Annotated in this window: 28 protein-coding genes and 1 riboswitch; of the genes, 23 read left to right on the plus strand and 5 right to left on the minus strand. The window is 45.7% G+C overall.

Going from position 1 to position 26,478, the window contains the following annotated elements; genetic code table 11:
* The first annotated feature begins 114 nt into the window (after positions 1 to 114).
* The 3 genes from ACTO17_RS03925 to ACTO17_RS03935 all read left to right on the plus strand — a co-directional run bounded on the left by ACTO17_RS03925 (position 115) and on the right by ACTO17_RS03935 (position 2,630).
* Entirely contained in the window at positions 115 to 483 is a 369-nt protein-coding gene (locus tag ACTO17_RS03925) for a hypothetical protein (protein WP_482556971.1), read from the plus strand.
* A gap of 234 nt (positions 484 to 717) precedes the next feature.
* A complete protein-coding gene (locus tag ACTO17_RS03930) occupies positions 718 to 1,476 on the plus strand; it encodes an N-acetylmuramoyl-L-alanine amidase (protein WP_482556972.1) in 759 nt (252 codons plus the stop codon).
* Between the two features lie 203 nt (positions 1,477 to 1,679).
* Positions 1,680 to 2,630: a hypothetical protein gene (locus ACTO17_RS03935; RefSeq protein ID WP_482556973.1), complete on the plus strand. Its 951-nt coding sequence runs from the start codon at positions 1,680 to 1,682 to the stop codon at positions 2,628 to 2,630.
* Between the two features lie 45 nt (positions 2,631 to 2,675).
* On the opposite strand, the gene ACTO17_RS03940 is transcribed toward ACTO17_RS03935, so the two are convergent.
* Positions 2,676 to 3,197 (minus strand): peptidylprolyl isomerase, encoded by a 522-nt coding sequence (locus ACTO17_RS03940; RefSeq protein WP_482556974.1) that lies wholly within the window; start codon positions 3,195 to 3,197, stop codon positions 2,676 to 2,678.
* A 199-nt stretch (positions 3,198 to 3,396) separates the two neighbouring features.
* On the opposite strand from ACTO17_RS03940, the gene ACTO17_RS03945 reads away from it, so the two are divergent.
* From ACTO17_RS03945 to sdaAA, 10 genes are all read left to right on the plus strand, one after another.
* Positions 3,397 to 4,023 carry a single-stranded DNA-binding protein gene (locus ACTO17_RS03945; RefSeq protein WP_482556975.1) on the plus strand — a complete coding sequence of 209 codons (627 nt, stop codon included), beginning with the start codon at positions 3,397 to 3,399 and terminating at the stop codon, positions 4,021 to 4,023.
* A 146-nt stretch (positions 4,024 to 4,169) separates the two neighbouring features.
* Positions 4,170 to 4,652, plus strand: coding sequence for a cob(I)yrinic acid a,c-diamide adenosyltransferase (locus ACTO17_RS03950; protein WP_482556976.1), 483 nt, complete (start codon positions 4,170 to 4,172; stop codon positions 4,650 to 4,652).
* A 66-nt stretch (positions 4,653 to 4,718) separates the two neighbouring features.
* Positions 4,719 to 4,893: riboswitch (Lysine riboswitch) on the plus strand.
* A gap of 134 nt (positions 4,894 to 5,027) precedes the next feature.
* A complete protein-coding gene (dapA, locus tag ACTO17_RS03955; protein WP_172536737.1) occupies positions 5,028 to 5,921 on the plus strand; it encodes a 4-hydroxy-tetrahydrodipicolinate synthase in 894 nt (297 codons plus the stop codon).
* A gap of 118 nt (positions 5,922 to 6,039) precedes the next feature.
* A complete protein-coding gene (dapB, locus tag ACTO17_RS03960; protein ID WP_482556977.1) occupies positions 6,040 to 6,804 on the plus strand; it encodes a 4-hydroxy-tetrahydrodipicolinate reductase in 765 nt (254 codons plus the stop codon).
* Between the two features lie 29 nt (positions 6,805 to 6,833).
* Positions 6,834 to 8,789 carry a fructose-1,6-bisphosphatase gene (locus ACTO17_RS03965; RefSeq protein WP_482556978.1) on the plus strand — a complete coding sequence of 652 codons (1,956 nt, stop codon included), beginning with the start codon at positions 6,834 to 6,836 and terminating at the stop codon, positions 8,787 to 8,789.
* Between the two features lie 324 nt (positions 8,790 to 9,113).
* Positions 9,114 to 10,001 carry a sulfide/dihydroorotate dehydrogenase-like FAD/NAD-binding protein gene (locus ACTO17_RS03970; RefSeq protein WP_172536730.1) on the plus strand — a complete coding sequence of 296 codons (888 nt, stop codon included), beginning with the start codon at positions 9,114 to 9,116 and terminating at the stop codon, positions 9,999 to 10,001.
* Entirely contained in the window at positions 10,001 to 11,386 is a 1,386-nt protein-coding gene (gene gltA / locus ACTO17_RS03975; RefSeq protein WP_482556979.1) for an NADPH-dependent glutamate synthase, read from the plus strand. Before ACTO17_RS03970 ends, gltA begins: the two co-directional genes overlap by 1 nt.
* A 170-nt stretch (positions 11,387 to 11,556) precedes the next feature.
* The gene (locus ACTO17_RS03980) at positions 11,557 to 12,723 is read left to right on the plus strand and encodes an FprA family A-type flavoprotein (protein ID WP_172536732.1); all 1,167 of its coding nucleotides are present in this window, start codon (positions 11,557 to 11,559) and stop codon (positions 12,721 to 12,723) included.
* 74 nt (positions 12,724 to 12,797) lie between these two features.
* Positions 12,798 to 13,478: an L-serine ammonia-lyase, iron-sulfur-dependent subunit beta gene (gene sdaAB, locus ACTO17_RS03985; RefSeq protein WP_482556980.1), complete on the plus strand. Its 681-nt coding sequence runs from the start codon at positions 12,798 to 12,800 to the stop codon at positions 13,476 to 13,478.
* A gap of 31 nt (positions 13,479 to 13,509) precedes the next feature.
* A complete protein-coding gene (sdaAA, locus tag ACTO17_RS03990) occupies positions 13,510 to 14,385 on the plus strand; it encodes an L-serine ammonia-lyase, iron-sulfur-dependent, subunit alpha (RefSeq protein ID WP_482556981.1) in 876 nt (291 codons plus the stop codon).
* A gap of 141 nt (positions 14,386 to 14,526) precedes the next feature.
* Here the strand turns inward: sdaAA and ACTO17_RS03995 are convergent, their stop codons facing one another.
* A complete protein-coding gene (locus ACTO17_RS03995) occupies positions 14,527 to 15,045 on the minus strand; it encodes a hypothetical protein (RefSeq protein WP_482556982.1) in 519 nt (172 codons plus the stop codon).
* A 750-nt stretch (positions 15,046 to 15,795) separates the two neighbouring features.
* Between ACTO17_RS03995 and ACTO17_RS04000 the strand changes: the two genes are divergently transcribed.
* The 10 genes from ACTO17_RS04000 to ACTO17_RS04045 all read left to right on the plus strand — a co-directional run bounded on the left by ACTO17_RS04000 (position 15,796) and on the right by ACTO17_RS04045 (position 25,168).
* Positions 15,796 to 16,341, plus strand: a complete 546-nt coding sequence (locus tag ACTO17_RS04000) for an RNA polymerase sigma factor (RefSeq protein ID WP_482556983.1) — start codon at positions 15,796 to 15,798, stop codon at positions 16,339 to 16,341.
* Entirely contained in the window at positions 16,338 to 17,027 is a 690-nt protein-coding gene (locus tag ACTO17_RS04005) for a hypothetical protein (protein ID WP_482556984.1), read from the plus strand. The genes ACTO17_RS04000 and ACTO17_RS04005 overlap by 4 nt, the downstream gene beginning before the upstream one ends.
* Entirely contained in the window at positions 17,024 to 17,557 is a 534-nt protein-coding gene (locus ACTO17_RS04010; RefSeq protein ID WP_172537913.1) for a hypothetical protein, read from the plus strand. The genes ACTO17_RS04005 and ACTO17_RS04010 overlap by 4 nt, the downstream gene beginning before the upstream one ends.
* Entirely contained in the window at positions 17,554 to 17,865 is a 312-nt protein-coding gene (locus ACTO17_RS04015) for a LiaI-LiaF-like domain-containing protein (RefSeq protein WP_482556985.1), read from the plus strand. The genes ACTO17_RS04010 and ACTO17_RS04015 overlap by 4 nt, the downstream gene beginning before the upstream one ends.
* A 482-nt stretch (positions 17,866 to 18,347) precedes the next feature.
* Complete coding sequence (locus tag ACTO17_RS04020; protein ID WP_482556986.1) at positions 18,348 to 19,763, plus strand: ABC transporter substrate-binding protein; 1,416 nt, start codon at positions 18,348 to 18,350, stop codon at positions 19,761 to 19,763.
* Positions 19,764 to 19,881: 118 nt separating this feature from the next.
* Complete coding sequence (locus tag ACTO17_RS04025; protein ID WP_172537910.1) at positions 19,882 to 20,724, plus strand: carbohydrate ABC transporter permease; 843 nt, start codon at positions 19,882 to 19,884, stop codon at positions 20,722 to 20,724.
* Positions 20,724 to 21,563, plus strand: coding sequence for a carbohydrate ABC transporter permease (locus ACTO17_RS04030; protein ID WP_172537909.1), 840 nt, complete (start codon positions 20,724 to 20,726; stop codon positions 21,561 to 21,563). The genes ACTO17_RS04025 and ACTO17_RS04030 overlap by 1 nt, the downstream gene beginning before the upstream one ends.
* Positions 21,564 to 21,587: 24 nt before the next feature.
* Positions 21,588 to 22,616, plus strand: a complete 1,029-nt coding sequence (locus ACTO17_RS04035) for a LacI family DNA-binding transcriptional regulator (RefSeq protein WP_482556987.1) — start codon at positions 21,588 to 21,590, stop codon at positions 22,614 to 22,616.
* A gap of 121 nt (positions 22,617 to 22,737) precedes the next feature.
* Entirely contained in the window at positions 22,738 to 24,225 is a 1,488-nt protein-coding gene (gene malQ / locus ACTO17_RS04040) for a 4-alpha-glucanotransferase (RefSeq protein WP_482556988.1), read from the plus strand.
* On the plus strand, positions 24,203 to 25,168 hold the full coding sequence (locus tag ACTO17_RS04045) for a diacylglycerol/lipid kinase family protein (protein WP_482556989.1): 966 nt from the start codon (positions 24,203 to 24,205) through the stop codon (positions 25,166 to 25,168). Before malQ ends, ACTO17_RS04045 begins: the two co-directional genes overlap by 23 nt.
* 77 nt (positions 25,169 to 25,245) lie before the next feature.
* Here the strand turns inward: ACTO17_RS04045 and ACTO17_RS04050 are convergent, their stop codons facing one another.
* From ACTO17_RS04050 to ACTO17_RS04060, 3 genes are read right to left on the minus strand one after another with little or no spacing between them, the layout of a single operon-like run.
* Entirely contained in the window at positions 25,246 to 25,719 is a 474-nt protein-coding gene (locus ACTO17_RS04050; RefSeq protein ID WP_482556990.1) for a hypothetical protein, read from the minus strand.
* Between the two features lie 26 nt (positions 25,720 to 25,745).
* Positions 25,746 to 26,126 (minus strand): DUF6120 family protein, encoded by a 381-nt coding sequence (locus ACTO17_RS04055; RefSeq protein ID WP_172537903.1) that lies wholly within the window; start codon positions 26,124 to 26,126, stop codon positions 25,746 to 25,748.
* The gene (locus ACTO17_RS04060) at positions 26,123 to 26,476 is read right to left on the minus strand and encodes a PadR family transcriptional regulator (RefSeq protein WP_482556991.1); all 354 of its coding nucleotides are present in this window, start codon (positions 26,474 to 26,476) and stop codon (positions 26,123 to 26,125) included. The genes ACTO17_RS04055 and ACTO17_RS04060 overlap by 4 nt, the downstream gene beginning before the upstream one ends.
* Between the last annotated feature and the right edge of the window lie 2 nt (positions 26,477 to 26,478).

Below are 26,478 nucleotides of genomic sequence, written 5' to 3' on the forward strand. Positions count from 1 at the left end.
ACGAAGATGCTGAAAGAAAAGCAGAAATTTAAAGAGATTCATGAATCCTATGTGATATTCATTACAAGGAACGACTATATGAAACTGGGATTGCCGTTATACCATGTGGAACGGATGGTACAGGAATCAGGGGCGTTATTTGGGGATGGCGCGCATATTATTTATGTGAATGGCAGCTATAAAAATGATAGTGACCCCGTAGGGAAACTGATGCATGATTTCCGCTGTACAAGTGCAGTCGATATGTTTTATCAGGAACTTGCAAAGTCGGTAAGGCATTTTAAAGAGACGGAAGGAGGCCGAAGTCAAATGAGTAAGGCAATGGAGGAAAGAATTAACAGAGAAAAAGACAAGGAAAGAATTGATTGTTCATATGAATATATTAAAAATCTTATGGAAGCCATGAAGATGACAGCAGAACAGGCTATGTCTATTTTAAAAATCCCAGATGCGGATAGGACTGTTTTATCCAAGAGATTTTAGCAGTTATTGAGAAAAAGGGCGATAATAGAAGAAAGTTAAGATATTTAGGCGGGTCAGCGATGGCTCGTCTTTCTCTTTTTGTGACGGGTCTGAACGATTTTTTTGTGGAAAATACGGCTGTATATTTAGATGACAATGGATTTCCATCAGCAATGATAGCAACTTCTTTTTTCCCATGCATATGATAAAGGAAAAATAACTGCCTGTGCCCAGTGAGCGCAGGAAGGAGAAAACATGGCAATTACAATCATTTTGGATGCTGGCCACGGAGGGTATGACAACGGAGCTTCCTACAACGGAAGAAAAGAAAAAGACGATAATCTGCGGGTCACTCTCGCAGTGGGGGAAAAATTAGAGGACGCCGGATACAATGTACTTTATACAAGAACTACAGACCGTTACGACTCGCCTTTTGAAAAAGCCCAGATAGCCAACCGTTCCGGAGCAGATTATTTCATTTCTTTTCACCGGAATTCCAGCGCCAGTCCCAATACCTACAACGGCACCCAGGCATTGGTCTATGAACTTGGAACAGAAGCGGCAAGACTGGGGGCTTCCATCAATCAGGAACTGGTGGATTTCGGTTTTAAGGATCTGGATGTGGTGGAGCGTCCCGGCCTTGTGGTGCTTCGGAGAACCCAGATGCCGGCAGTTTTGATGGAGCTTGGATTTATCAATCACGACGGGGATAACCGGCTTTTTGACGAGGAATTTAACCAGATGGTGGACGCGATTGTAACCGGGATAGAAAAAGCCCTGCCCTTAGAGACGCCTGTCAGAAAGTATGGCGTCCAGGTGGGCCTGTACCGGTATGAATCCAATGCGGAATATATGAGAGAGCAGTTGGAGGATCAGGGTTATTTTGCGTCTATCCGTTGGGAGGAGCCCTATTACGCAGTAATTGTGGGCCGGGAGGACAGCTTGGAGGACGCTATGGAGCTGCAGGCAGGGCTCCGCCAGGATGGATACGACACGCTTGTGGTGAGTATGTAAAGTCTAAAATTTTTATAAATACAGGAAAAAGTGTTTACAACCCGGACAGATTTTTGTATGATATGACTATCTTTTGTTCAGTGTACAATCATCTGTGTACAGAATTATCAAATCCTTTGGCTCACAGGTATATCTTCCTACTTTTTTAGAATATTTGACAGTGATATTCTCCTTTGAAAATCAAATACAGAGGAGAAGCAGGAATGAAAATAGCATTTTGGAGTGATGAAAAGCAGGCGGAGACAACATACCATACGGCTCTGGTTGCCTGTGCATCTGCATTAATGTTTCCATTGCGCGCTGCTGTGGTTTCCGGCGGCTATAACGGGAAAGAACTGGAGAGAAATTTCCAGGCCGGAAGAAAGCGTTCTGCTCTGCAGCAGAATACCGGAGTGGAGCTTAAAGAGCCGGGCAGCATGACTGTGGGAAAGCAGGATTCTAAGCAGAAAACAGGCTCACAGGGCAGTACCGCTGTGGGAAAACAGGATTACAGACAGAATTTGGCAGAGGCAGGCATTTTGGCGGCTGAGAGGCAGGAGTATTTTGTTTCCGGCGGATTGGACTGTCTGTTGGGGAAGAAGCGGCAGGAACTGACGGAACAGGTAATTCTGGAAAATATGCGTCAGGTGATGAACGGCAGGCTCTACTGTCTGCCCGGCAGCCAAAGACAGGAGCAGGAATGGTGGCATGAAGATCCGTTGTTTACCAGACTGAAGCAGGTAATTGATGGGGTGGAGCATTGTTTTGATGTGATGTTTGTGGACTGCGGCAGCAGAAAAGATGATTTTGCAAAACGCATATTGATGGAAGCGGATGTCTGCGTCCTGAATATGACCCAGGAGGAAGAACGTGTGGGAGACTATTTCAGAGATCCGCCTGGCTGGAAAGGAAAAACATTTTTTCTGATAGGAAATTATTTTTCAGATGGATTGTATACCAGAAGAAATCTGGAGCGGCTTTACCGTGTGGACGGGGAGCTGCTTGGGGCTGTTCCTTACAATCCCAGGATGCAGGCGGCCGGCAGAACGGGCGGAACAGACTTAAGGCTTAAGGAATATATCGGAACGGGCATGCGGGGGAAAAATGCAGAATTTGAACGGGAGCTGCTCAGAACGGTAAGACTGATTTTAAAGCTGGCCGGCGTGGAAGCATAGCTGCTTGTTCCAAACGCCGGGCCTTCAGATGTAATGGATTCAGGCTCAGACCTTCTCCGGTTCCGGATAAGTCTCTCCGAAGGTTTCTACGGTGACTGTTTTCAGAACCTGGGGTTTTATGGGACGGTCTGAATAATCTGTGTCTGTCTCGGCAATGCGGTCAACAATCTCCATTCCTTCGGTAATTTTGCCGAAAGCAGCATAAGCGCCGTCTAAATGCGGGGAATCTTTATGCATAATGAAGAACTGGGAGCCGGCGGAGTCAGGAGCCATGGTTCTGGCCATTGACAGCACGCCCGGGCTGTGTTTTAAATCATTGGAGAAACCGTTCTGGGCAAATTCGCCCCGGATGCTGTAGCCCGGGCCGCCGGTTCCGGTTCCTTCGGGGCAGCCGCCCTGAATCATAAAGCCGCGGATCACACGGTGGAAGCAGAGTCCGTTATAATAACCGCTCTGGATCAGGCTGATAAAATTATTCACCGTATTAGGAGCAATTTCCGGGTAAAGCTCCGCCTTCATAAGATCGCCGTTTTCCATTTCAAAAGTTACAATTGGGTTTTGCGCCATAATATTTTACCTCTTTTCGATATGATTTTTCCAATACCTGTTCAGCATCTCTATAGATTATACGATGAATGAGCGGTTTCGTAAAGAGTAAATCCTGTCGACAAGAAGTGCGAATATTTTCAATGGCCCAATGATATCCTTTTAGAAAAATTCATACTTCATCGATTGCCATCGATATACGAAAGGGGACATAATACTCATGGCAGATAAAATATTTGAAAACAATCAGGTTACAATTACCGGGGAGGTGGTTTCGGACTTCCAGTACAGTCACGAGGTATTTGGGGAGGGATTTTACATGGTTGAAGTGTCTGTAAACCGTCTGAGTAATTTTGCAGATGTGATACCCATGATGATATCTGAACGTCTGATTGATACACAAAACAGCTATATCGGACAATATATCCGGGTAGACGGACAGTTCCGTTCCTATAACAGACACGAGGAAAAGAGAAACCGCCTGGTGCTGTCTGTTTTTGTGCGGGAGCTGGAATTTGTAGATGAGATTCCGGAGGGGGAGAAGAGCAATCAGATTTTTCTGGACGGCTATATCTGCAAAGAACCGATTTACCGGAAAACGCCTCTCGGACGGGAAATCGCGGATTTGCTTATCGCGGTAAACCGTTCCTATGGAAAATCAGACTATATTCCATGTATCTGCTGGGGCAGGAATGCCAGATATGCCTCCGGATTTGAAGTGGGCGGACACGTACAGGTGTTTGGAAGAATCCAGAGCAGGGAGTATGTGAAAAAACTTTCGGAAACAGAAGTGGAACATCGGGTAGCTTATGAAGTTTCTGTAAGTAAAATAGAATATTTGGAATAAAAACAAATATTTTGGAAAAATTATATAATAGACAGAATACATAGCAGAAAAAATATAATTTTAAAACAGCGATTTGACAAAAATTTGCATTTTCCAAGGGTTTGTGGTATTTTAAAGAAGATTTCATTTTAAGAAAGGAAAATGGCATGTGTAGAGAAAAAGTTACTGTTTATTGCGGAGACGGGAAAGGCAAGACGGCAGCAGCCCTTGGATATGCAATTCAATCCGCAGGTCAGGGGAACAGTGTAATTATTGTCCAGTTTCTGAAAGGAAAAAAGGAAGAAGAGGTAAAACTTCTGCGGAGATTAGAGCCGGAGATAAAGTTTTTCAGCTTTGCAAGGTTTGAGAAAGACTTTAAAGAGCTTTCGGAGGAAGAGCAGCAGGAAGAAAGCATGAATATACGCAATGGATTTAATTTTGCGAAGAAGGTTCTTGTTACAGGGGAGTGCAGCATTCTGATCCTGGATAGTTTTCTGGAGCTTTTGGACAATCAGATGATCTCGGAAGAAGATTTGGATATTCTGATGAATGCCAGATCGGAAGATACGGAAATTGTATTTACCGGGAAACATGTGAACAGGGCATTATGGACATATGCCGGAAAAATCTATGAAATTCATGCAGAATGATGGAGAATCACTGTTGACTTTATAACAGGAAGATGCTATATTAACGTTATACGTAAAAGTTAAAATTTAATGGATAGAGGTTGCGCGGTTCATGAGTAATTTATCGGATGTGGCAGGCACAGGAGAAGATAAAGGAAAGGGAAGAGCGCCGAAAGAATTCTTTTCCTGCAGGAGATTCTTGGGCATATGATGAATAATTATATGACTGTCATCTTAAGGTGGATGGAGAGCTATCATGGATTTATATGCAGAGAACAGGGTTCTTTGCAGGGTTCAGAATCTTTAAGCCGACTTGTCCAGTCGGCTTTTTTATGCACAGAGCGTTTTATAAAGAAGCGTCTCTGTACTGCAGCCAAATGATAAGGAGGAAGGTATATGGCAATTTTTAAAGGAGCCGGCGTTGCTCTTGTGACGCCGATGAAAGATAATCTGGAAGTGAATTATGAGAAACTGGAGGAGCTTTTAGAGGATCAGATCAAAAATGAAACAGACAGTATTATCATCACCGGAACCACCGGAGAGGCGTCAACGTTAACCGTAGAGGAGCATCTGGAAGTGATTCGTCAGGCCGTGTCCATTGTAAATAAGAGAATTCCGGTGATTGCAGGAACCGGTTCTAACTGTACCAAAACAGCGGTAGAACTGTCTTACCAGGCCCAGCTTGCAGGGGCGGACGGCTTACTGGTGGTCACACCCTATTACAACAAGGCTACCCAGAAGGGGCTGTTTGATCACTATATGCAAGTGGCAAAGCGGGTGGACCTCCCGATTATCATGTACAATATTCCGGGCCGGACAGGATGCAGGATTGAGGCGGGAACGGCGGCGGCGCTGAACCGGGAAGCAGAGAATATAGTGGGAATGAAGGATGCAGTGGGGGATGTTTCCTATACCTTAAAGGTGATGGAAGAGACCCAGGGGGACTTTGATATGTATTCCGGGGAGGACGGCCAGGTAATTCCGTTTCTTGCCTGCGGAGGAATCGGAGTGATTTCCGTGCTTTCCAATATTGCGCCGAAATTTACCCACGATATGGTGATGAATTATCTGAACGGCAGTCATACAGAGGCCCTTAAGATGCAGCTGAAAGCCCTTCCGTTGGTGGATGCGCTGTTTTGTGAAGTGAATCCGATTCCGGTGAAGGCAGCCATGAATCTGATGGGATGGCAGGCAGGCCCGCTGCGGGCGCCGCTAAGCCAGATGGAACCTGAGAATGTGAAAAAATTATCAAAAGCGATGCAGGAATTTGGCATTTCATTGACAGAATAAATTTGGGGGTTGCCCTGTTAAGAGTAAGGATGGTAAGATATGTGACAGAAGGTTTTGTAACGTATCTGAAGTTCTGGCCCTTAGCGGGGCAGCCTTCGCTACTTAGGAGGAAACAGAAATGGTAAGAATGATTATGCATGGATGCAACGGTAAAATGGGGCAGGTGATTTCAGACATCTGCCGGGAGGATTCTGAGATTGAAATTGTGGCGGGAATTGATCCCTATACCGGGAAGGAGAATCCCTATCCGGTATTTTCTGAGCTTGAGAAGTGCAGAGTGGAAGCGGATGTGGTTGTGGATTTCGCAGCGGCTTTCGCCGTGGACGGTCTGCTTGACTACTGTGTGAACCGCCGGCTGCCGGTGGTTTTGTGCACCACAGGATTAAGCGAAGCGCAGCTTGCCAAAGTGGAGGAAACAGGCAGCCAGGTGGCTGTGCTCAAGTCCGCCAATATGTCTCTGGGGGTGAATACTCTGATGGATTTGCTGAAAAATGCGGCAAAGGTACTGGCGCCGGCCGGGTTTGACATTGAGATTGTGGAAAAGCATCACAACCAGAAAGTGGACGCCCCAAGCGGCACAGCTCTGGCTCTGGCAGACTCCATCAATGAAGCATTGGATCAGGCATATGAATATAAATATGACAGGACACAGGAAAGAAAAAAGCGGGACAGAAAGGAAATCGGAATCCAGGCAGTCAGGGGCGGCAATATTGTAGGGGAACACGAAGTTATTTTTGCCGGCATGGATGAAGTGATAGAGATTAAGCACACGGCGTATTCCAAAGCAATTTTCGGCAAAGGAGCCGTGGAGGCGGCCAAATTTCTGGCAGGAAAACCGGCGGGAATGTACGATATGAAAGATGTAATAGCAGCAGGAAAATAAATTCAGGAGAAGTCAGGGAGATTAGCAAAATGGGAACAGCAGATATCAGATATTTAAAAGGATTGGCGAAGCAATATCCTACCATTCCGGCGGCGGCTACGGAAATCATCAATTTGCAGGCAATTTTAAGCCTGCCCAAAGGAACCGAGCATTTTATTACGGATATTCACGGAGAATACGATCAGTTTCAGCATATTATGAAAAACGGCTCCGGGGCAATCAAGCGAAAGATTGAGGAAGAATTCTGCAACAGCCTGTCGGTGGCGGAAAAAAAGAATATTGCCATTTTAATTTATTATCCGGAACTGAAATTAAAACAGGTAGTCAGACAGGAGGATAATATGGAGGACTGGTACAAAGTGACCCTGTACCGTCTGATCCGAATTTGCAAAAGCGCCTCCTCCAAGTACACCAGATCCAAGGTGCGTAAAGCGCTGCCCAAGGATTTTGCCTATGTGATCGAAGAGCTTCTGACCGGACGGCCGGATGTGACGGATCAGGAGGCATACTATAACGAGATTATCAATTCCGTGATCCGCACCGGAAGGGCCTCGGAGCTGGTGGTTGCATTCTGCAATTTAATCCGCCGGCTGATTGTGGATCATCTGCATGTGGTGGGGGATATTTACGATAGGGGACCTTATCCGAATCTGATTATGGACACGCTGATGGAGCATCATTCCGTGGACATTCAGTGGGGCAATCACGACGTACTCTGGATGGGGGCGGCGGCAGGCAATCCCGCCTGTATTGCAAATGTGATCCGTATTTCCGCAAAGTACGGGAACCTGAACACACTGGAGGATGGATATGGAATCAATCTGATTCCCCTGGTAAGATTTGCGCTGGATAAATATGCAAAAGATCCCTGCGACGTGTTCCATCTGGACTACCGGGAGGATGAGTACGATATCAAAGATGTCCAGTTAGATGAAAAAATGCACAAAGCCATTACGATTATCCAGTTTAAACTGGAAGGGCAGTTGATGAAGCGGCGGCCGGAATTCCAGATGGAGCACAGGCTTCTTCTGGATAAAATGGATTTGGGAAAAGGAACCGTTGTGGTGGAGGGGAAAACCTATCCCCTGAAAGACACCTGCTTCCCCACCATTGATATGAAAAATCCCTATGAGCTGTCCCCGGAAGAGGCGGATGTGGTGGATCGTCTGGTGACGGCATTTATCAATTGCGAGAAGCTGCAGAAGCATATACGCTTCCTTTTTACCAAGGGGAGCCTTTACAAAGTATACAACGGCAACCTTCTGTATCACGGCTGCGTCCCCTTTAACGAGGACGGCAGTTTTAAGAAGGTGCGGGTGTTTGATCAGGAATACAGCGGCAAAGAACTGTATGATGTGTTGGAGCATTATGCCAGAAAAGGCTATTACTCCATTGACTCTGCAGAGAAGCAGAAGGGCCTTGACATTTTGTGGTTTATCTGGCAGAATGCCAATTCCCCGGTGTTTGGAAAATCCAAAATGACCACCTTTGAACGGTATTTTATCGCGGATAAAGCCACCCATAAGGAGCCCAAAAATCCCTATTACCGCCTGTTGGAGCAGGAGGATATTGTCAATAAAATCCTGAAGGAATTCGGCTTGGAGGGGGCGGATTCTCATATTATCAACGGCCATGTGCCGGTGGAAACCAAGCGGGGAGAATCTCCGGTGAAATGCAACGGCAAACTTCTGATTATTGACGGAGGATTTTCCAAGGCGTATCAGCCGAAAACGGGAATTGCGGGATATACCTTGATTTATAATTCCTTCGGCCTGCTGCTGGCGGCTCATGAGCCTTTTGAATCGGTGGAAAAAGCAGTGCAGGACGGCAATGATATCCATTCCCATATGATGCTGGTGCAGCATGTAAACATGAGAAAAACGGTGGCTGACACAGATGTGGGAAAAGAAATCAAAGAAAGCATTATTGATTTGGAGAAGCTTTTGTGCGCTTACCGGGAAGGGGCCATTGTAGAACGGCAGTAAAGTGCTTTCGCTGCCAGAGCTTGTCGCTGATGGATGAAGGGCGGCAGGCATTCCTGTAAAGACCCGGAAGAAAGCTACAAAGTATTTGAAATTTTGCAGAAAGTATATTAGAATTAAGAAAGAATCCTGCTTTGCAGGATTCTCCGCCTGCGGCGGGTCGCTTTTGCGACATCATTCCCTTCCGCCGCAGTGCGATCATTGTTTTTTATCTTATAGGAAATCCAAAGGAATTTCCTATAAGATAAAAAATGGCAGCAGGCAGCCTAAAGGAGCTGCCTCTCCCGAAACAGTACGTAGAAGATTAAAGTAGGCGGAGGTTTAAGTATGTACCCAATTGTAAAGAAGAGAAAGCTGGCAGATAAGATTTATCTTATGGATGTCAAAGCGCCCCGTGTGGCTAAGTCCTGTCTGCCCGGGCAGTTTGTAATTGTGAAGATGGACGAAGAGGGCGAGCGGATTCCGCTTACCATTTGTGATTATGACAAAGAAGCAGGAACGGTTACCATAGTATTTCAGATTGTGGGGGCATCCACCCAGCGCATGGAATCCTTAGAAGAGGGCGGCTCATTCCAGGATTTTGTAGGGCCTTTGGGATGTGCGTCTGAACTGACGGAAACTCCTTTGGAAGAGCTGAAGCAGAAAAAGATTGTATTTATTGCAGGAGGCGTCGGAACAGCACCGGTATATCCCCAGGTAAAATGGCTCCATGAACAGGGCGTAAATTGCGATGTGATCATGGGATCTAAGACCAAAGACCTGCTGATTCTGGAGGAGGAAATGAAGCAGGTGGCAGGAAACCTCTATGTGACAACCGATGACGGAAGCTATGGGTTCCACGGAATGGGAACCAATCAGTTGGAAGAATTGGTGAAGCATGGAACTACATACGATTTGTGTATCGCAATCGGCCCTATGATTATGATGAAATTTGTCTGCCTTCTCACCAAGAAGCTGGAGATCCCAACCATCGTTTCTTTGAACCCCATTATGGTGGACGGAACCGGAATGTGCGGCGCATGCCGGGTAACCGTGGGAGATCAGGTGAAGTTCGCCTGTGTGGACGGCCCGGAATTTGACGGCCATCTGGTGGATTTTGACCAGGCCATGAAACGGCAGCAGTTGTATAAGACAGAAGAGGGAAGAAGCATGCTGAAGCTGACAGAGGGAGATACCCATCACGGCGGATGCGGACAGTGCGGAGGTGACAAGTAATGGATGTAATGAAGAAAGTCCCGGTACGGGAGCAGGACCCCAAGGAGCGTGCCCGGAATTTTGAGGAAGTATGTCTGGGTTATAATAAAGAAGAGGCAATGGAAGAGGCAGAAAGATGCTTAAACTGCAAAAATGCCCAGTGTGTGAGGGGATGTCCGGTTGCTATTGACATTCCCGGATTTGTCTGCCAGATCAAAGAAGGCAGGTTTGAGGAAGCTTACCAGACCATCAGCAAATCCAGCGCACTTCCGGCAGTCTGCGGACGTGTGTGTCCCCAGGAAAGCCAGTGCGAAGGCAAATGTGTCCGGGGCGTAAAGGGAGAACCGGTTTCCATTGGAAAACTGGAGCGGTTTACCGCCGACTGGGCAAGAGAAAACAACATCAAGCCGGAGCCTGCAAAGGAGAAAAAAGATCACAAGGTTGCCGTGATCGGTTCCGGCCCTGCAGGGCTGACCTGTGCCGGAGATCTGGCGAAAATGGGCTATGACGTTACAATTTTTGAGGCCCTTCATGAGCCGGGCGGCGTATTGATTTACGGAATTCCGGAATTCCGTCTGCCCAAAAGCGACGTGGTGGCAAAAGAAATCGAAAATGTTAAATCTTTAGGCGTAAAAATAGAGACAAACGTAGTCATCGGGAAAGCGGGAACCATTGATGAACTGATGAAAGAGGAAGGATTTGAAGCCGTATTTATCGGTTCCGGCGCAGGACTTCCCAAGTTTATGGGAATTCCCGGCGAGCAGGCCAACGGCGTATTTTCCGCCAATGAATTCCTTACCAGAAATAACCTGATGAAAGCTTTTAAGGACGAATATGATACGCCCATAATGAAAGGAAAGAAAGTTGCGGTAGTGGGCGGCGGAAACGTAGCCATGGACGCAGCCAGAACCGCCCTCCGGTTAGGCGCAGAAGTACATATTGTGTATCGAAGAAGCGAAGAGGAGCTTCCGGCTCGTGTGGAAGAAGTGCATCATGCCAAGGAAGAAGGCATTATTTTTGACCTTTTGACCAATCCCAAAGAGGTTCTGGTGGATGAAAACGGCTGGGTCAAAGGCATGACCTGTATCCGCATGGAACTGGGAGAACCGGACGAATCCGGCAGAAGAAGGCCGGTGGAGGTTCAGGGCTCTGAATTTGATTTGGAACTGGATACAGTGATTATGTCTCTGGGAACTTCCCCCAATCCGCTGATTTCCTCCACCACCGAAGGACTGGAAATCAACCGCTGGCAATGCATTGTGGCAGAAGAGGAAAACGGCGCCACCAGTAAGCCCGGCGTATTTGCCGGCGGAGACGCTGTAACGGGAGCCGCAACCGTAATTCTTGCCATGGGCGCAGGAAAAGCTGCGGCAAAAGGAATAGACGAATACCTTTCCGGCAGATAAAAGGGGGGGGGCAAACAGGAGCCGGTGAATTTTTCAGCAGGAAAAGTATTGACGAAAAGCCGCCGGATCAGTAAAATATAATAGTTGGAAATGGGGACTGCCAGTTTCTGGCAGTCCTTAATTTATAATACATGTGAAATAAAAACATGAAACTGAGGAGGAAAATAAGTATGAAAGACGTAACAATTACAGATAATATTTTGTATATCGGCGCTGACGACAGGGATTTGGATTTGTTTGAAAGCCAGTATGTGATCCCCAACGGAGTTTCTTATAATTCCTATGTTATTTTAGATGAAAAAGTAGCCGTTATGGATACAGTGGATACAAGAAGAACAGAACAGTGGCTTAAGAATCTGGAAAAAGCCCTGAACGGGCGGACCGTGGATTATCTGGTGGTTTCCCATATGGAGCCGGATCATGCAGCCAATGTTCAGATTCTTGCAGAAAAATATCCGGATATGAAAGTAGTGGGCAATGCCAAAACCTTTCCAATGATGCAGCAGTTCTTTGAAATGGATTTGTCCGGCCGTTCTGTGGTGGTAAAAGAAGGGGATACTTTAAGTCTCGGAACCCATGAGCTGACTTTTGTGATGGCGCCCATGGTACACTGGCCGGAGGTTATGGTTTCTTATGAAAAATCAGAGAAAATCCTTTTTTCTGCAGACGGCTTCGGCAAATTCGGCGCGTTGGATGCAGAAGAGGACTGGGCGTGCGAAGCAAGAAGATATTATTTTAATATTGTAGGAAAATACGGCGTTCAGGTACAGGCCCTCCTGAAAAAAGCGGCAAATCTTGATATTGCCATGATTTGTCCTCTCCACGGCCCGATTTTAAAAGAAAATCTGGAATATTACATTGGAAAATACAATACCTGGAGCAGCTATGAGCCGGAGGACGAAGGAGTCCTGGTAGCTTATGCTTCGATCCATGGAAATACCAAAAAAGCGGCAATCAGGATGAAAGAAATCCTGGAAGCAAAGGGTGCGAAAAAAGTCGCAATAACAGACCTGTCCAGAGACGATATGGCAGAGGCTATTGAGGATGCGTTCCGCTATGATAAGCTGATGCTTGCAGCGGCAAGCTATGACGGAGGCGTATTCCCCTGTATGGAGGATTTTCTGCATCACTTAAAGAGCAAAAACTTCCAGAAACGCACCGTTGCTTTGATGGAAAACGGAACCTGGGCGCCTACGGCGGCCAGAACCATGAAAGCTGTGCTGGAGCAGATGAAAGAGATTACCCTTTGTGAAAAAACAGTTTCCATTAAATCCGTGATGAAAGAGGCAGACATTGAAAAGATGGAAGCCCTTGCAGAAGAACTGCTTGCAAAATAACCATGGAAGTGCCTGAGAGCGCCGTCAGAATTTTTTTGAAAAATATTCTGAAAGGCTGCAGGATAGGAGTAAACATGAATTTATTCGATATTGTGGGGCCAGTGATGGTAGGCCCCTCCAGTTCCCATACTGCAGGAGCCGTGAGAATCGGCCATATTGCCAGACGGCTGTTAAATGAACCTGCGGCGAAGGCGAAAATTTTTCTCCACGGTTCCTTCCTGGCCACCGGGAAAGGCCATGGGACAGACCGGGCCCTGATTGCCGGACTGCTGGGAATGAGTACGGACGATGAGCGGATTCCGGACAGTTTTGCCTGGGCGGACAAACTGGGGCTTGCGTATTCTTTTGCCGGAATTGAACTGCAGGACGCTCATCCTAATTCCGTATTGATGAAGCTGACTGGAGCTAAGGGACGTCATCTGGAACTTATAGCGTCGTCTTTAGGCGGCGGACGGATTAAAGTCTGTGAAATTGACGGCCTGGAGGCCAATTTCTGCGGAGATTACCCCACATTAATCGTCCGAAACCAGGATCAGCCGGGACATGTGGCGGAAGTCACATCCATGTTGGCCCATAAATCAGTCAATATTGCCACCATGCAGCTTTACCGGGATAAGCGGGGCGGAAGCGCAGTACTGGTACTGGAATGCGATAAAGAAGTGCCCAGAGAATCCATTAAGTGGCTGGAGAAATTAGAAGGAATCTATAAGGTGACTTATTTGAGCCTGGAAGAAGCAAAAAAAGAAAGTTCTTAAATAAACCTGAAAGACGGAAGTGGAGGGTGCCATGAGTTTTCATTCACTGGAGGAAATTGTATCAGCAGCCGAACAGCAGAAAAAGCCTTTTTTCCGCATCATTTTAGAAGATGACATGTCAGAGCGCATGGTATCAGAGGAGGAATCCTTTTTGGCCATGCAGGCCATGTACAGCGCCATGAACAGCGCAGATGAATCTTACGACGGCGGAATGAAATCCGCCAGCGGCCTTGTGGGAAACGACGGACAGAAAATGGAGGAGGCCGTAAAAGCCGGGAAAACCATTTCCGGCAGCTTCATGGGCGAAGTGATGGTAAGAGCGCTGAAAATGGGCGAGTCCAATGCATGTATGAAACGGATTGTGGCGGCTCCCACTGCAGGCTCCTGCGGGGTGATGCCGGCAGTATTTCTGACCTATCAGAATTGTTTTCATGTGTCTGATGAGAAGATGACAGAAGCCATGTTTACCGCTGCCGGGATCGGAACCGTTATTGCAGAACGGGCTTTTCTGGCAGGAGCCACCGGAGGATGCCAGGCAGAAATCGGCAGCGCCAGCGCAATGGCGGCCGGGGGACTGGCATATCTGATGGGCGGCGGAAATCAGGAAATCATCCATGCCAGCGCCATTGCCCTAAAGAGCCTGCTGGGCCTTGTCTGTGATCCGGTGGCCGGCCTGGTGGAGGTGCCCTGCGTAAAACGGAATGTGATTGGCGCGGTAAATGCCGTCAGCAGCGCAGACATGGCCATGGCCGGGATTGTCAGCCGGATACCCCCGGATGAAGTGATTTCGGCCATGCGCGCCATCGGAATGGCCCTGCCCTGCTCTCTGAAAGAAACCGGAGAAGGAGGCCTTGCCGCTACTCCGTCAGCGGTGGAAATTGCCAAAAAACTGATCTCGGATTTTTAAAGTTCATGCTATGAAGTGGTTAACCCCATTGCATTAAAAATGCTAATGTGTGATATTGAAAAATTCTAAATCGGGGATTGACAGAGCGGAAAAAATGGCTTATTATTGACAATAAGAAATGGGTTTTCACCGTACATCTTGCTACGGCTTGCTCGTTTCTTTTTTTATTGCCAGAATATCATACAGATATTTCTTGCCATTTTCAGCATGGTTAATCAAAAGACGGGCATAGAAGATATTGTATTTGATAAGCACATTTTCGTCATAGACGGGGAGGGCAAAGCGGACATCATACCTGTACCAGCCATATTTAGCGTTTTTATTATGTTTTTCTTTGCGGTTTTTTTCAAAAGCTGGATTAGATGCTATCTGTATCAGTTCAGGTATCGCAGTAGCGGCATTTGCTTTCGCTTTTGCATTTGCACCCATAAGGCTTTTCCGGCTTTCTGATTCCGTGTATTCTTCCGGTAGTTCACTCCCGATAAAAATATGCTCTGTATTTTCAGCGATTTCGTAATAGTCCCCGACATATCCTTCAAGATACTGTTTTACATCATCCCAATCAATTTGGCGTTTGCCCTTGAAACGGATATCGTTAATCAAGACCAGCTTTTTACCGTCCGCATCAGTTATGATATTTACATTTCTGCTTTCAATCATCTCTTTTGTTTCCTTTCTTCTTTTCTACTGATTTGTAGACATTAAACTGGTTCTTACACTTTTGACTGCAAAGTTCATTCCCCTTCCGGATTGCGATAAAGGCTTTCTTACAGTGTTTGCACATACGCATATCGCTGTCCTTATCCGTGAGCATGAAAGTTATATAGAGGGCCGTTCATTGCCTGTCTTATATTCTTAGCTGCTGTAACGAATCCACGGCGCGCTGGTATGTTCAAAAAATTTCTTCATAAAAATTCTCATTTTTAAGTGTTTTGTTGCAGAAAAGCGGCGAGAAATCAGCAAATGTAATTGCCTGCCTGCTTCACTCAATCCTACTACATCATCTGATGTAATATTTCTTACATTATAAACAGTTTCTTGTTATCGATCAAGCTAAAGATTTTGTGAAGAAAAAGTGTAAAGTGATATTGACAATATCAGATCTCCAAAAAAAATTTATGACACAGCCCAAACAATGTTTGGTATATGTACAATTTTAAATGTTCTTTTTCCAAAACTGATGTACGAGACTGCAGCAAACAATTTATGTTCCGTCCGTATCCAAATATAAAAAGTTCGCTCTAGTCACAGTTCGTTCGCCGGAACATTGCCCGGTTTGTGTGCCAAAGAACCTATCTGCAACTCTGTCCATTTCCAAACATAAAACGTCTGTCCGCACATCCCAAAATAAAAATAGAAAAAAATTATAAAAACTTGAAGTCACCCCAATCCCCGCTTCGTTATAAATAAATGACAGATAGTGAGAAAGGAAAGGAGGCGGATAAAATCGATAAAGAAGCATATTTTAATTATCTGTTGGATACCTACGAAAGACTGGTATACTCCATTTGCTTTAAAATGACAGGCAACCAGTTTGACGCAGAAGATTTGACACAGGAAACTTTTTTATCTGTTTATAAGAATCTGGCCACTTTCCAGAGAGATTATGAAAAGGCATGGATCTGCAAGATTGCAACCAACAAAGGGCTTGATTTCTTGAAAAGCGCCAAGCGGCGCAGCGAGCCGAAGGAAGATACGTATTTTGAAGAATTAAAGGATAACAAAGAAAGCCCGGAGGAAGCTTATTTAAGGCGGGAATCCAAAGAATATGTCTACACTGTCTGTCAGAGTTTGAAAAGCCCCTATAAGGAAGTTGCCACGGAACATTTTTACCGGGAGAAAACGGCAAAAGAAATCGCCGAAGAACAGGACAAAGGAATCAAAACAATTCAGACCCAGATTTACCGGGCCAAAGCAATGATTCGGAAAATAATGGAAGGGAGGGCGGCCGGATGATGAAAAACCATACGGAAGAAAGAATGAAGATCCAACTGAAAGAACCTGAGTTAAAAACCATGCATATCAGCAGAGACCTGTTCTGCGACTGGCAGGAAGGCAGGCTGAAAGGGCGGGAAGAAACGGATTTTTTCACCCATATCGGAGCCTGTACCTTTTGCGCAGAGCAGTTCGGAAACTGGATGGAAGAAGGGCTTTTGGAAGAAGCGGGAAGAGAACTGTTTTCCGGAAAGGAAGCGGGACCGGAAAAGAAAGAACCTGTTTTTCTGGAAGAACCGCCCCGGTATCTGAAAGAGGAAATCTTAAACAGAACCCATCAGTTAGATGTGCAGGCGTCAGTGAAGCTGAAAGAGACCTCCCGGCAGGTACAGCTTATGATTTACAGCCTGAAAGTGGGGCTTGCGGTTGCGGCTTCGATTTTCCTGCTGACTCTTACATCTAATGTCCAGCATATGGAGCTCAATTTGCAGCTGCAGGAAAACCAGCAGACGGAGCAGGAAAAGGGAGAAAGTCAGCAAATGAGTCAGGAAAAGGGGGAAGAACAGCGGCGGGAGGAAAGTATAGCCGGTAAGCTGCGCCGGGGAAGCAAAGAGATTACCACAATCTTGAATGAGCTCAGCAGCGGAGTGTTCCGCATAGACAGGGATACATCTGAAAATAAAAGAAATCAGGAGGTAACAAGATGACGAGAAAGAAAAATGGATTTTTAACTCTGTGCTTTTCGCTGGTGCCGGGGGCAGGAGAAATGTACATGGGATTTATGAAGCAGGGGGTAAGCATCATGTCCGTATTCTGGATATTGATTTTCCTTGCAGCGTTTCTGAATATGGGGCCGGTGCTGTTTATCCTGCCGATTCTCTGGTGCTACAGTTTCTTTAACGTACACAATATCCGGGGAATGTCAGACGAGGAATTTTATGCCCTGGAGGATGATTATTTATTCCATCTGGAACGGCTGCTGCCCTTGGAGAAGTGGAGCCGGAAACAGAATACGATTCTGGCGCTGATACTTATTATCATCGGAGCTTCCATGTTATGGAATTATCTGATGGATTATCTGAACTGGCTGCTGCCCAATGATATTTATTGGCATATTATGTCCGATGTTCCCCAGGTATGCATAGGTTTGCTCCTGATTTTCGGCGGCCTTTATTTAATCCGCGGCAAAAAGCGGGAACTGGATAAAAAAGAAGAAGGGAAGGAGCTGATGAAATGAGAATCAGAAGAGTTGGAAGCGTCACCTGCGGAATCCTGATGGTACTGTTCGGAATTTTATTTCTGGTGCATATGTTTTATCCGCCCCTGTCGTTGGAAGTTATTATGAAGCTGTGGCCTCTGATTCTGATTGCCTTAGGCGGGGAAATGCTGGCCTCTAACATAAGAAAAGACGGGGAAGAGGAAGTTCTCAAATATGATAAAGGCGCAGTTTTTCTGGTATTTCTGCTGACCTGCTTTGCCGCAGGCATGGGGTTCTTAGAATACTGTATGGATTATTATGCGCAGTACGGAGTGATTTATTACTGAAAAAGCAATTGCTGAAAGAAGCTGGCGGAAGATGAAGTTTAAAGACAACACAGGTTTTGCGGGAAAAGTCCACAGCCTGTATGGAGAAACTGTCATCTTCCGGCAGCGTTTTTTATGTGATTGAACCGCCGGAAATATATTCTGATCCCCGGTGATTTGTGCGCCAGCGGGCAGGCCGGCAGTTTCGCCTGTGTTTAAAGCCAAAAGTGCGTTTTACCCTCCAGAATTCTCCAAATCATCTCTTTCTATTGTATAGATCTGCTAAAAATCAATACCAAAAAATGTATACAATTAACAAAGTGACAAGAAAAATGAAAAACCATATTGCATTTTGGTAGGAAAAAGGTTATACTAGCCCTATCAGATGGAAACGTTACCGGTAAAGATACCGGAAATGTTACCGGAAATGTTACCGGAACATGCTCGGGAAATGAGGGAGACGTTTTCAAAGGTAAAATTTTCAAATTATAGGAGGATGTAAGATGAAAAAGAAATTAGTATCATTGATGCTGGTAGCAGCAATGGCAGCAACCATGGCAGCCGGATGCGGCACCAACAACGGCGGCGCAGGCAACAATGCAGGCACAGATGACAAGCAGACAGAAGACACTGACAGCAGCGATGATAAAGAAGAAGCAGGCGATGACAGCCAGGCTGCAGCCAGCGGCGACGGCGCTGTGTATTATCTGAACTTTAAGCCTGAACAGGCAGATCAGTGGAAAGCCCTGGCAGAGACTTATACCAAGCAGACAGGAGTTCCTGTAACCGTTGAGACAGCAGCTTCCGGAACTTATGAGTCCACGTTGAAATCTGAGATGGCAAAGGACGAAGCGCCTACTCTGTTTCAGGTAAACGGCCCGGTTGGTCTGGCGTCCTGGAAAGATTACTGCTATGATTTAAAAGACAGCGCAGTTTATAAGAATTTAAAGAGCGATGATTTTGCGCTGATCGCTGATTCCGGTGAAGTACAGGGCGTTGCATATGTAATTGAAACCTACGGTTTGATTTACAATAAGAAATTATTAGCTGACTACTGTGCTTTAGACGGAGCGAAAATTAAAGACGCTTCTGAAATCAACAGCTTTGCCAAATTAAAAGAAGTTGCAGATGACATTCAGGCTAAGAAAGATGACCTTGGAATCGTTGGCGCATTTACTTCTGCAGGTATGGATTCTTCCTCTGACTGGAGATTTAAAACACATTTGGCAAATCTTCCGATTTACTATGAATACGAAGCAGACGGCATTACTTCCACAGATGCAATTAAAGGAACTTATCTGGATAATTACAAAAATATGTGGGATCTGTACATTACAGACTCTACCGTAGAGTCCACCATGTTATCCAGCTCCACCGGCGAAGATGCAGCGGCAGAATTTGCAATGGGCGAAGCAGTGTTCTATCAGAACGGTACATGGGCTTACAATGATATCAAAGACAACGAAGTAGCAGACGAAGATCTTGGAATGATGCCCATTTACATAGGCGTAGAGGGTGAAGAAAATCAGGGACTCTGCACCGGTTCTGAGAACTACTGGTGTGTAAATAAGAACGCTTCTCAGGAAGACATTGACGCAACACTGGCATTTATGGAATGGGTAATCACCTCCGACGAAGGACGTACCTCCTTCCGTGATGAAATGGGATTTGTAACTCCGTTTACCACTTTCACAGATGAGTATCAGCCTGCAAACCCATTGGTAGCAGCTTCTCAGGAAGATATTGATGCAGGTCATAAGACAGTTGCATGGTGCTTCACCACAATGCCTTCTGAAAACTGGAAAAACGGCGTTGGAAGCGCATTGCTTGAGTATGCGCAGGGAACCGGCGAATGGGATGCTGTAGTCAGCGCATTTGTTGACGGATGGGCTTCAGAAGTTCAGGAAGTCAGCGAATAAGATTCCGGCGGATTCAAATTTGCTGACAGATGGGCGTCAAAAGTTCAGACAGCGAAAAAGGTAAGAAATACGGGGGTGGTAAACGCCACCCCCATTTTCAAAACATGGGAGGTAAATTATGCAAAAATCAATCAAAAAATATTTTCCAATTTTTGCACTGCCCACACTGGCAGCGTTTACAATTGGATTTATAATTCCTTTTCTTTTGGGCATCTATTTATCATTCTGCAAGTTTACGACAGTTACCGATGCGAAATTCGTAGGTATCAGCAACTATTTTAAAATATTTTCCGACAAAACATTCGGGCATGCCCTCTGGTATACCGCGGTATTTACCATTGTGTCCGTATTGCTGATCAATGTGCTTGCATTTACCGTTGCGATGCTTTTAACAAAGGGAATTAAAGGAACCAATATTTTCCGGACCGTATTTTTTATGCCCAACTTAATCGGCGGTATCGTTCTGGGATATATCTGGCAGTTATTGTTAAACGGAATTCTGGCCCACTTCCAGAAAACGCTGACCTACAGCTCTGCATACGGGTTCTGGGGCCTGGTGGTTCTGATGTGCTGGCAGCAGATCGGTTATATGATGATTATTTATATTTCCGGCATTCAGAACATTCCGGGAGAATTGATTGAGGCAGCGAAGATTGACGGCGCAACCAACGGCCAGATTTTAAGGAACGTGACCATTCCCATGGTAATGCCGTCCATTACTATCTGTACGTTTTTAACGCTGACCAACGGATTCAAACTCTTTGACCAGAACCTGGCATTGACCAACGGAGAGCCTTCCAATATGTCAGAGCTGCTGGCGCTGAATATTTACAATACGTTCTACGGCAGAACAGGTTTTGAAGGGGTGGGCCAGGCGAAAGCCGTTGTATTCTTTATTCTGGTTGCCCTGATTGCAGTGGGACAGAACTACCTGACCAGACGTAAGGAGGTGCAGCAGTAATGGGTGTAAGAAAAGCAAAACACGGATGGATTTATACGATATTTTTCAGTCTGCTTTCAATTGCATGGGTATTTCCCATTATTCTGGTATTGATTAACTCTTTTAAGAAAAAAGTGTATATCAGCCGGAAGCCCTTTACCATTCCTACAGACAAAATGTTTGTGAAATGGGACAATTATGTGAACGGCATGGAGAAAATTCATTTCTTTGATGCGTTTAAGAATTCACTGTTTATTACCGTTTTTTCTGTGGCGGTTATTATCCTGTGCACTTCCATGTGCGCCTGGTATATTTCCAGAGTAAAATCAGCATTTTCCACCTGGATGTATTATTTATGTTTGTTTTCCATGATCGTTCCCTTCCAGATGGTAATGTTTACCTTATCAAAATTAGCAAATATGTTGCATTTATCCAGTCCAGTTGGTATTATATTAGTATATTTGGGATTTGGGGCCGGCCTGGCAGTGTTTATGTTCTGCGGATTTGTCCGGAGCATTCCGCTGGAAATTGAGGAAGCAGCCATGATTGACGGATGTACGCCGATTCAGACATTTTTCCAGATTGTATTTCCGATTCTGAAGCCTACCTGCATTACGGTGGCGATTCTTCAGGCGATGTGGATTTGGAACGACTATCTGCTTCCCTATCTGGTGTTGGATATGAAGCGCTGGAAGACCATTCCCATGGCCATACAGTATTTGAAAGGCGGTTATGGTTCTGTGGATATGGGAGCCATGATGGCAATGCTGGTATTGGCAATTATCCCGATTATCGTATTTTACATGGCATGCCAGAAGCATATTATCGAAGGCGTGGTGGCAGGCGCAGTAAAAGGCTAGACTTAAGATAAGGTGGAAAATGATATGTTGACCATTAAAGATATTGCAAAAGAATCCGGATATTCAGTCAGCACCGTGTCCCGTGTGCTGAACAACCGCAGAGATGTGAGTCCGGAAGCAAAGAAGAGAATTACAGAGATCGTGGCAGCCCGTCATTTTGTGCCCAATAACAATGCCAAACATTTGAAACAGAACAGCAGCAAGACCATTGCAGTACTGGTGAAAGGCACGTCCAATATGCTTTTTGCCAGTATTGTGGAGGCCATTCAGAAAAAGATAGAAGCCACCAGGTATACGGTGAGCATCAATTATATTGATGAAGATGACGATGAAGTGCGGGAAGCTTTAACTGTCTGCCGGGAACACAAGCCCCTGGGCATGCTGTTTCTGGGAGGCAACCCGAAATTTTTTGAAAAATCCTTTGAATCCGTCAAGATTCCCTGTGTTCTGGTTACAAACCAGGGAGAGTTGCTGGGATTTGACAATTTATCCAGTGTGGCTACCGATGATGAAGCGGCGGCGGAATTTGCCATTGATTATCTGATTGGGCAGGGACATGAAAAGATTGGAATATTGGGCGGCGATTTTGTATTGTCACATACCAGTAAACAGAGATATTTGGGATGCGTGAAAAGTTTTCAGAAGCATCAGATTCCCTTTGAAGAAGAACAGTATTTTGAAAAAGCCAGGTTTTCTTATGAAAGCGGGTACAGGGCAATGAAGCGCCTGATGAAAAAGGCGGAAGATATTACGGCAGTATTTGCCATGAGTGATGTGATTGCAATCGGAGCAATCCGCGCTGTGATTGACTGCGGCAGACAGGTGCCGGAGGATATTTCCGTGATGGGATTTGACGGAATTACCATGGCGGAGTATTACAACCCGAAATTAACCACCATACAGCAGCAGTACAATATTCTGGCTGTCAGGAGTGTGGAAATTTTATTACAGAACATTGACTGGAACGTTGCGCCGGTGTATGAGATCATTCCCTTTCATCTGGTGCAGGGAGAAAGTGTAAGGAAAATAAACACGCCTTTGACCGGAAGCTGAACCAAACAGCCGGAAGCGGAGAATTCTGCGCTTCTGGCTTGGATTGTGTGTAAGCCGGACAGAGGACGTGAATAAAAAATAGATAAGATGCGCGGCAGGCGCATCGCAGGAGGTACCCATTATGCGCAGCAGCGGAGTTTTAATGCATATTTCTTCCCTTCCGTCCCCTTACGGAATTGGAACCATGGGAAAGGAAGCGGTAAAATTTGTAGATTTTCTTGTAAAGGCGAAACAGAGTTTCTGGCAGGTATTGCCCATCTGCCCTACCAGTTACGGAGATTCGCCCTATCAGTCTTTTTCCAGTTTTGCAGGAAATCCTTACTTTATCGATCTTGATATTCTCTGCAAAGAGAAGCTTTTAACGAAAAAAGAATGTCAGTCCTATGAATGGGGAAAAGACATTACGAAAGTGGATTACGGCATTCTCTATCAGAACCGTTATCTCTTATTACATAAAGCTTTTGTTCGGTTTCGGAAAAATATTCCTGAAGATTATGAAGCGTTCTGTCGGGCCCAGGCAGACTGGATGGAGGATTACGCCCTGTTTATGGCGCTGAAAGACGCCCATAACGGCGTTCCCTGGAGCCAGTGGGAGACAGAATTAAGGCTGCGCAGAGAGGATGCCATGGCAAGGGCCAAAGAGGAACTGGCAGAGGAAATTGATTTCTGGAAAATGCTGCAGTATTTGTTTTATCGGCAGTGGAATGAGCTGAAAGCTTATGCCAATGAAAAGGGAATCCGGATGATCGGAGACGTGCCCATTTATGTGTCCATGGACAGCGCGGATGTGTGGGCCAATCCTTCCCAGTTTTACCTGAATGAGAATTTGGAGCCCATTGATGTGGCAGGATGTCCGCCGGATGCATTTTCCGATGACGGACAGCTGTGGGGCAACCCGCTGTTTCGATGGGATGTGATGAAAGGGGACGGCTACCGGTGGTGGATTCAGCGGTTGGAGAAAATGTCGAAGCTGTTTGACGTGATCCGAATCGACCATTTCCGGGGATTTGATTCCTACTATGCTATTCCCTACGGAGATAAGACGGCCAAGAACGGAGAGTGGCGCAAGGGCCCCGGAATTGAATTGTTCCATACCATTGAAGCATCCTTGGGGAAACTGGACATTATCGCAGAGGATCTGGGATTTCTGACAGATTCTGTCCATGAGCTGCTTGCAGCTTCCGGGTATCCTGGAATGAAACTGATTCAGTTTGCTTTTGACAGCAGGGAGGACGGAGATTACCTGCCCCATAATTACGACACCAGAAATTCTGTGGTTTATGCGGGCACCCACGACAATGATACCATTCTGGGATGGATGAAAACGGCTCCAAGGCCCTGTGTCACATATGCCAGGGAGTATTTGAACCTGAATAAAGAGGAAGGATACAACTGGGGCGTAATGCGGGGCGTCTGGTCCAGTATCAGTGATACGGCAGTGGTGACCATGCAGGATTTACTGGGAATTGGAAGCGAAGGAAGGATGAATACCCCCTCTACCTTAGGATGCAACTGGATGTGGCGCATGAAACCGGGAGCGATTGATGCAAAGCTGATCCGGCATATTTGCAGACAGGTGGAATTATATGGAAGAGCCCCGAAGGGATGAAAGCAGATTTATGACGTATTATTTTATTGTAAACGCTGCCTCCAGAACCGGGAAGGGCAAAAAAATCTGGAAAGCTCTGGAGGCGGAATTAAAGAGAAGAAACACAGATTACCGTGCATATCTGACGAAATATCCGGGTCATGCAGGGGAACTGGCGGAAAAACTTACAGGGAAACACCAAAAACAGGTGATTTCCCTTGTTGTAGTTGGGGGAGACGGAACAGCCAATGAGGCGGTAAACGGTATCCGGGATTTTGAACAGGTGCGGTTCGGCTATATTCCCACCGGCTCCGGCAATGATTTGGGCAGGGGACTGGGCCTTCCGAAAGATCCGCTGACAGCGCTGCAGGTGATTTTAGAGTCCAAAGAGCTGTATGCCATGGATTTGGGCAGAGTGTCCTGGGGGTCTGAATTCGAAAAGAGCGCTTATTTTAATATCAGCTCCGGAATCGGAATGGACGCAGAAGTCTGCAGGCGGGTCAATGCCGCAGGACTTAAAGTGTTCTTAAACAAACTGCATCTGGGGAAATTGTCTTACTTTGTCCAGACAGCGCTGACACTGGCAGAAATGCCCTGTGTGCAGGCGGGGATGCAGCTGGAACAGACAGAGAAAAGACGAATTCACGGATTGGTTTGCGCAGCAGTGATGAACCACCGGTGCGAGGGCGGCGGACTGCCGATGGCGCCGGAGGCTTCGGCCCAGGACGGCAAATTGTCGATCTGTTACATTCACGGCGTAAAAAGGCTTCGGGCGCTTTTTCTTCTGCTTATGCTGGTGAAGGGGAAGCATCTGGGATTTCAGGGAATTGAACTGGTGGAGTGCAAGTCCTGCACCTTCTGGCTTCAGGAGCCTATGACTGCCCATATGGACGGGGAAGATCTGGGAGATTTGATCCGGGTGAAATATGAGTGCCTGCCTGGCGTTTTGAAAATTATGCGGTGATGATTTATTCTGAAAATTGCTTGTGCAGCTTAGAGCGTGTTTGAAAAATTCTGATGCTGCACAAGCAGATGTTAGATTTAAGACAGGGTGCCGTTAACACTGCAGGTCAATGTTACAGTTTTTGTAATAGAATTAATAATAGCTGAATTAAGGTATTGCGTTCCGGTTGCGGAAGCGCTTGCACTGTTTCCGCTTTTGGAGGCCGACGAGTTAGTTATTTTCCAGGAAGTGGAATAAGTGTTTGCTGTAACTGCTGATTTGATACAAGCAGCCCGGGAGCCGGTTCCGTATGTAAAAGTCCCGGTTACGGTAACGGACCATAGCTTACTGCCGGAACTTGAATGGTATGTAGTAGTTTTACTTCCAGTGCGTGTAGCTGAAAAAGGAGCAGCCGATCCGGAAGTATGATTGGTTGTAACTGTAACAGTGAAATAACTTCCATCTTCAAGATATTCGATAAAATCATGTACGGTATATTCTGTAGCATATGTAGTAGTTGTAAAACTAAAAAAGATAGAAAGGCTTAAAAGTAAGCATAATAACTTGTTCATAATATAAATCCCTCGGTTATTCATTTTTAATTAAGATATTCAATCGTAGTTTTTTCTATGGCAGGCAGATTGTCCTCAAAAGCCTTATAGGCGAGGTAATTGGTTGCACTCCAAACAGCTAACATGGCAATAATGCCAAAAATAATAAAACAACAGGAAATACGGATGTATTTTGTGCGGGATAAATGTTTTATCAGGTAGTCCGGATCTACGTTGTCAAGATAGTCCTGAATAACAGCAGTGGGTGAACCAAATTCTTTTTCTAAAACAGTAAATTCTACATTTTCTTTATTGTCAGCAAATTCTGAGATGTTCTGTTTCAGATCAGAGTAAAAGCGTTTTTCATATGGTCCGTAGATAGGAAACATAGAACGGACCATCTTTTTATATTTTTTTATATCATTCATTTCTGTGTTCCTCCGTCATCTCCACGATAAGAAAGTAAAAGCTGGATTCCTTCAGTTACTTTCGTATAATCTTCTAAGAGTTCAGATAAATATTCTTGTCCCTGGGGTTCAAGATGATAATAAACGCGGGTGAGGCGTCTGCCAACCTGTTTTTTATAATCAGTAATATACCCTTTATCTAAAAGACGGTAAAGGGTTGGATACATGGAACCTTCTGGAATTTTCAATATACCGTTGGAGTGCTTATGAATCAACTGCGATAACTGATAGCCATATAAATCTTCAATTTGCAGAAGATGCAAAAGCAACATTTCCACAGAACCCTTTTTAAAATTATCACGATTAGCCACAA

The sequence above is a fragment of the Petralouisia sp. genome (assembly GCF_056822245.1).

Bases quoted from the DNA above. Each gene is read 5' to 3' on its own strand.
- ACTO17_RS03945 (WP_482556975.1), top strand. From the start codon at position 3,397: ATGGCAGATAAAATATTTGAAAACAATCAGGTTACAATTACCGGGGAG.
- ACTO17_RS03940 (WP_482556974.1), bottom strand. From the start codon at position 3,197: ATGGCGCAAAACCCAATTGTAACTTTTGAAATGGAAAACGGCGATCTT.
- dapB (WP_482556977.1), top strand. From the start codon at position 6,040: ATGGTAAGAATGATTATGCATGGATGCAACGGTAAAATGGGGCAGGTG.
- ACTO17_RS04035 (WP_482556987.1), top strand. From the start codon at position 21,588: ATGTTGACCATTAAAGATATTGCAAAAGAATCCGGATATTCAGTCAGC.
- ACTO17_RS03950 (WP_482556976.1), top strand. From the start codon at position 4,170: ATGTGTAGAGAAAAAGTTACTGTTTATTGCGGAGACGGGAAAGGCAAG.
- ACTO17_RS04000 (WP_482556983.1), top strand. From the start codon at position 15,796: ATGACAGATAGTGAGAAAGGAAAGGAGGCGGATAAAATCGATAAAGAA.
- ACTO17_RS03965 (WP_482556978.1), top strand. From the start codon at position 6,834: ATGGGAACAGCAGATATCAGATATTTAAAAGGATTGGCGAAGCAATAT.
- ACTO17_RS04005 (WP_482556984.1), top strand. From the start codon at position 16,338: ATGATGAAAAACCATACGGAAGAAAGAATGAAGATCCAACTGAAAGAA.
- ACTO17_RS03935 (WP_482556973.1), top strand. From the start codon at position 1,680: ATGAAAATAGCATTTTGGAGTGATGAAAAGCAGGCGGAGACAACATAC.
- sdaAB (WP_482556980.1), top strand. From the start codon at position 12,798: ATGAATTTATTCGATATTGTGGGGCCAGTGATGGTAGGCCCCTCCAGT.
- ACTO17_RS04050 (WP_482556990.1), bottom strand. From the start codon at position 25,719: ATGAACAAGTTATTATGCTTACTTTTAAGCCTTTCTATCTTTTTTAGT.
- sdaAA (WP_482556981.1), top strand. From the start codon at position 13,510: ATGAGTTTTCATTCACTGGAGGAAATTGTATCAGCAGCCGAACAGCAG.
- ACTO17_RS03980 (WP_172536732.1), top strand. From the start codon at position 11,557: ATGAAAGACGTAACAATTACAGATAATATTTTGTATATCGGCGCTGAC.
- ACTO17_RS04055 (WP_172537903.1), bottom strand. From the start codon at position 26,126: ATGAATGATATAAAAAAATATAAAAAGATGGTCCGTTCTATGTTTCCT.
- ACTO17_RS04030 (WP_172537909.1), top strand. From the start codon at position 20,724: ATGGGTGTAAGAAAAGCAAAACACGGATGGATTTATACGATATTTTTC.
- ACTO17_RS04025 (WP_172537910.1), top strand. From the start codon at position 19,882: ATGCAAAAATCAATCAAAAAATATTTTCCAATTTTTGCACTGCCCACA.
- ACTO17_RS03925 (WP_482556971.1), top strand. From the start codon at position 115: ATGGTACAGGAATCAGGGGCGTTATTTGGGGATGGCGCGCATATTATT.
- malQ (WP_482556988.1), top strand. From the start codon at position 22,738: ATGCGCAGCAGCGGAGTTTTAATGCATATTTCTTCCCTTCCGTCCCCT.
- gltA (WP_482556979.1), top strand. From the start codon at position 10,001: ATGGATGTAATGAAGAAAGTCCCGGTACGGGAGCAGGACCCCAAGGAG.
- ACTO17_RS04015 (WP_482556985.1), top strand. From the start codon at position 17,554: ATGAGAATCAGAAGAGTTGGAAGCGTCACCTGCGGAATCCTGATGGTA.
- dapA (WP_172536737.1), top strand. From the start codon at position 5,028: ATGGCAATTTTTAAAGGAGCCGGCGTTGCTCTTGTGACGCCGATGAAA.
- ACTO17_RS03995 (WP_482556982.1), bottom strand. From the start codon at position 15,045: ATGATTGAAAGCAGAAATGTAAATATCATAACTGATGCGGACGGTAAA.
- ACTO17_RS04045 (WP_482556989.1), top strand. From the start codon at position 24,203: ATGGAAGAGCCCCGAAGGGATGAAAGCAGATTTATGACGTATTATTTT.
- ACTO17_RS03930 (WP_482556972.1), top strand. From the start codon at position 718: ATGGCAATTACAATCATTTTGGATGCTGGCCACGGAGGGTATGACAAC.
- ACTO17_RS04020 (WP_482556986.1), top strand. From the start codon at position 18,348: ATGAAAAAGAAATTAGTATCATTGATGCTGGTAGCAGCAATGGCAGCA.
- ACTO17_RS04010 (WP_172537913.1), top strand. From the start codon at position 17,024: ATGACGAGAAAGAAAAATGGATTTTTAACTCTGTGCTTTTCGCTGGTG.
- ACTO17_RS03970 (WP_172536730.1), top strand. From the start codon at position 9,114: ATGTACCCAATTGTAAAGAAGAGAAAGCTGGCAGATAAGATTTATCTT.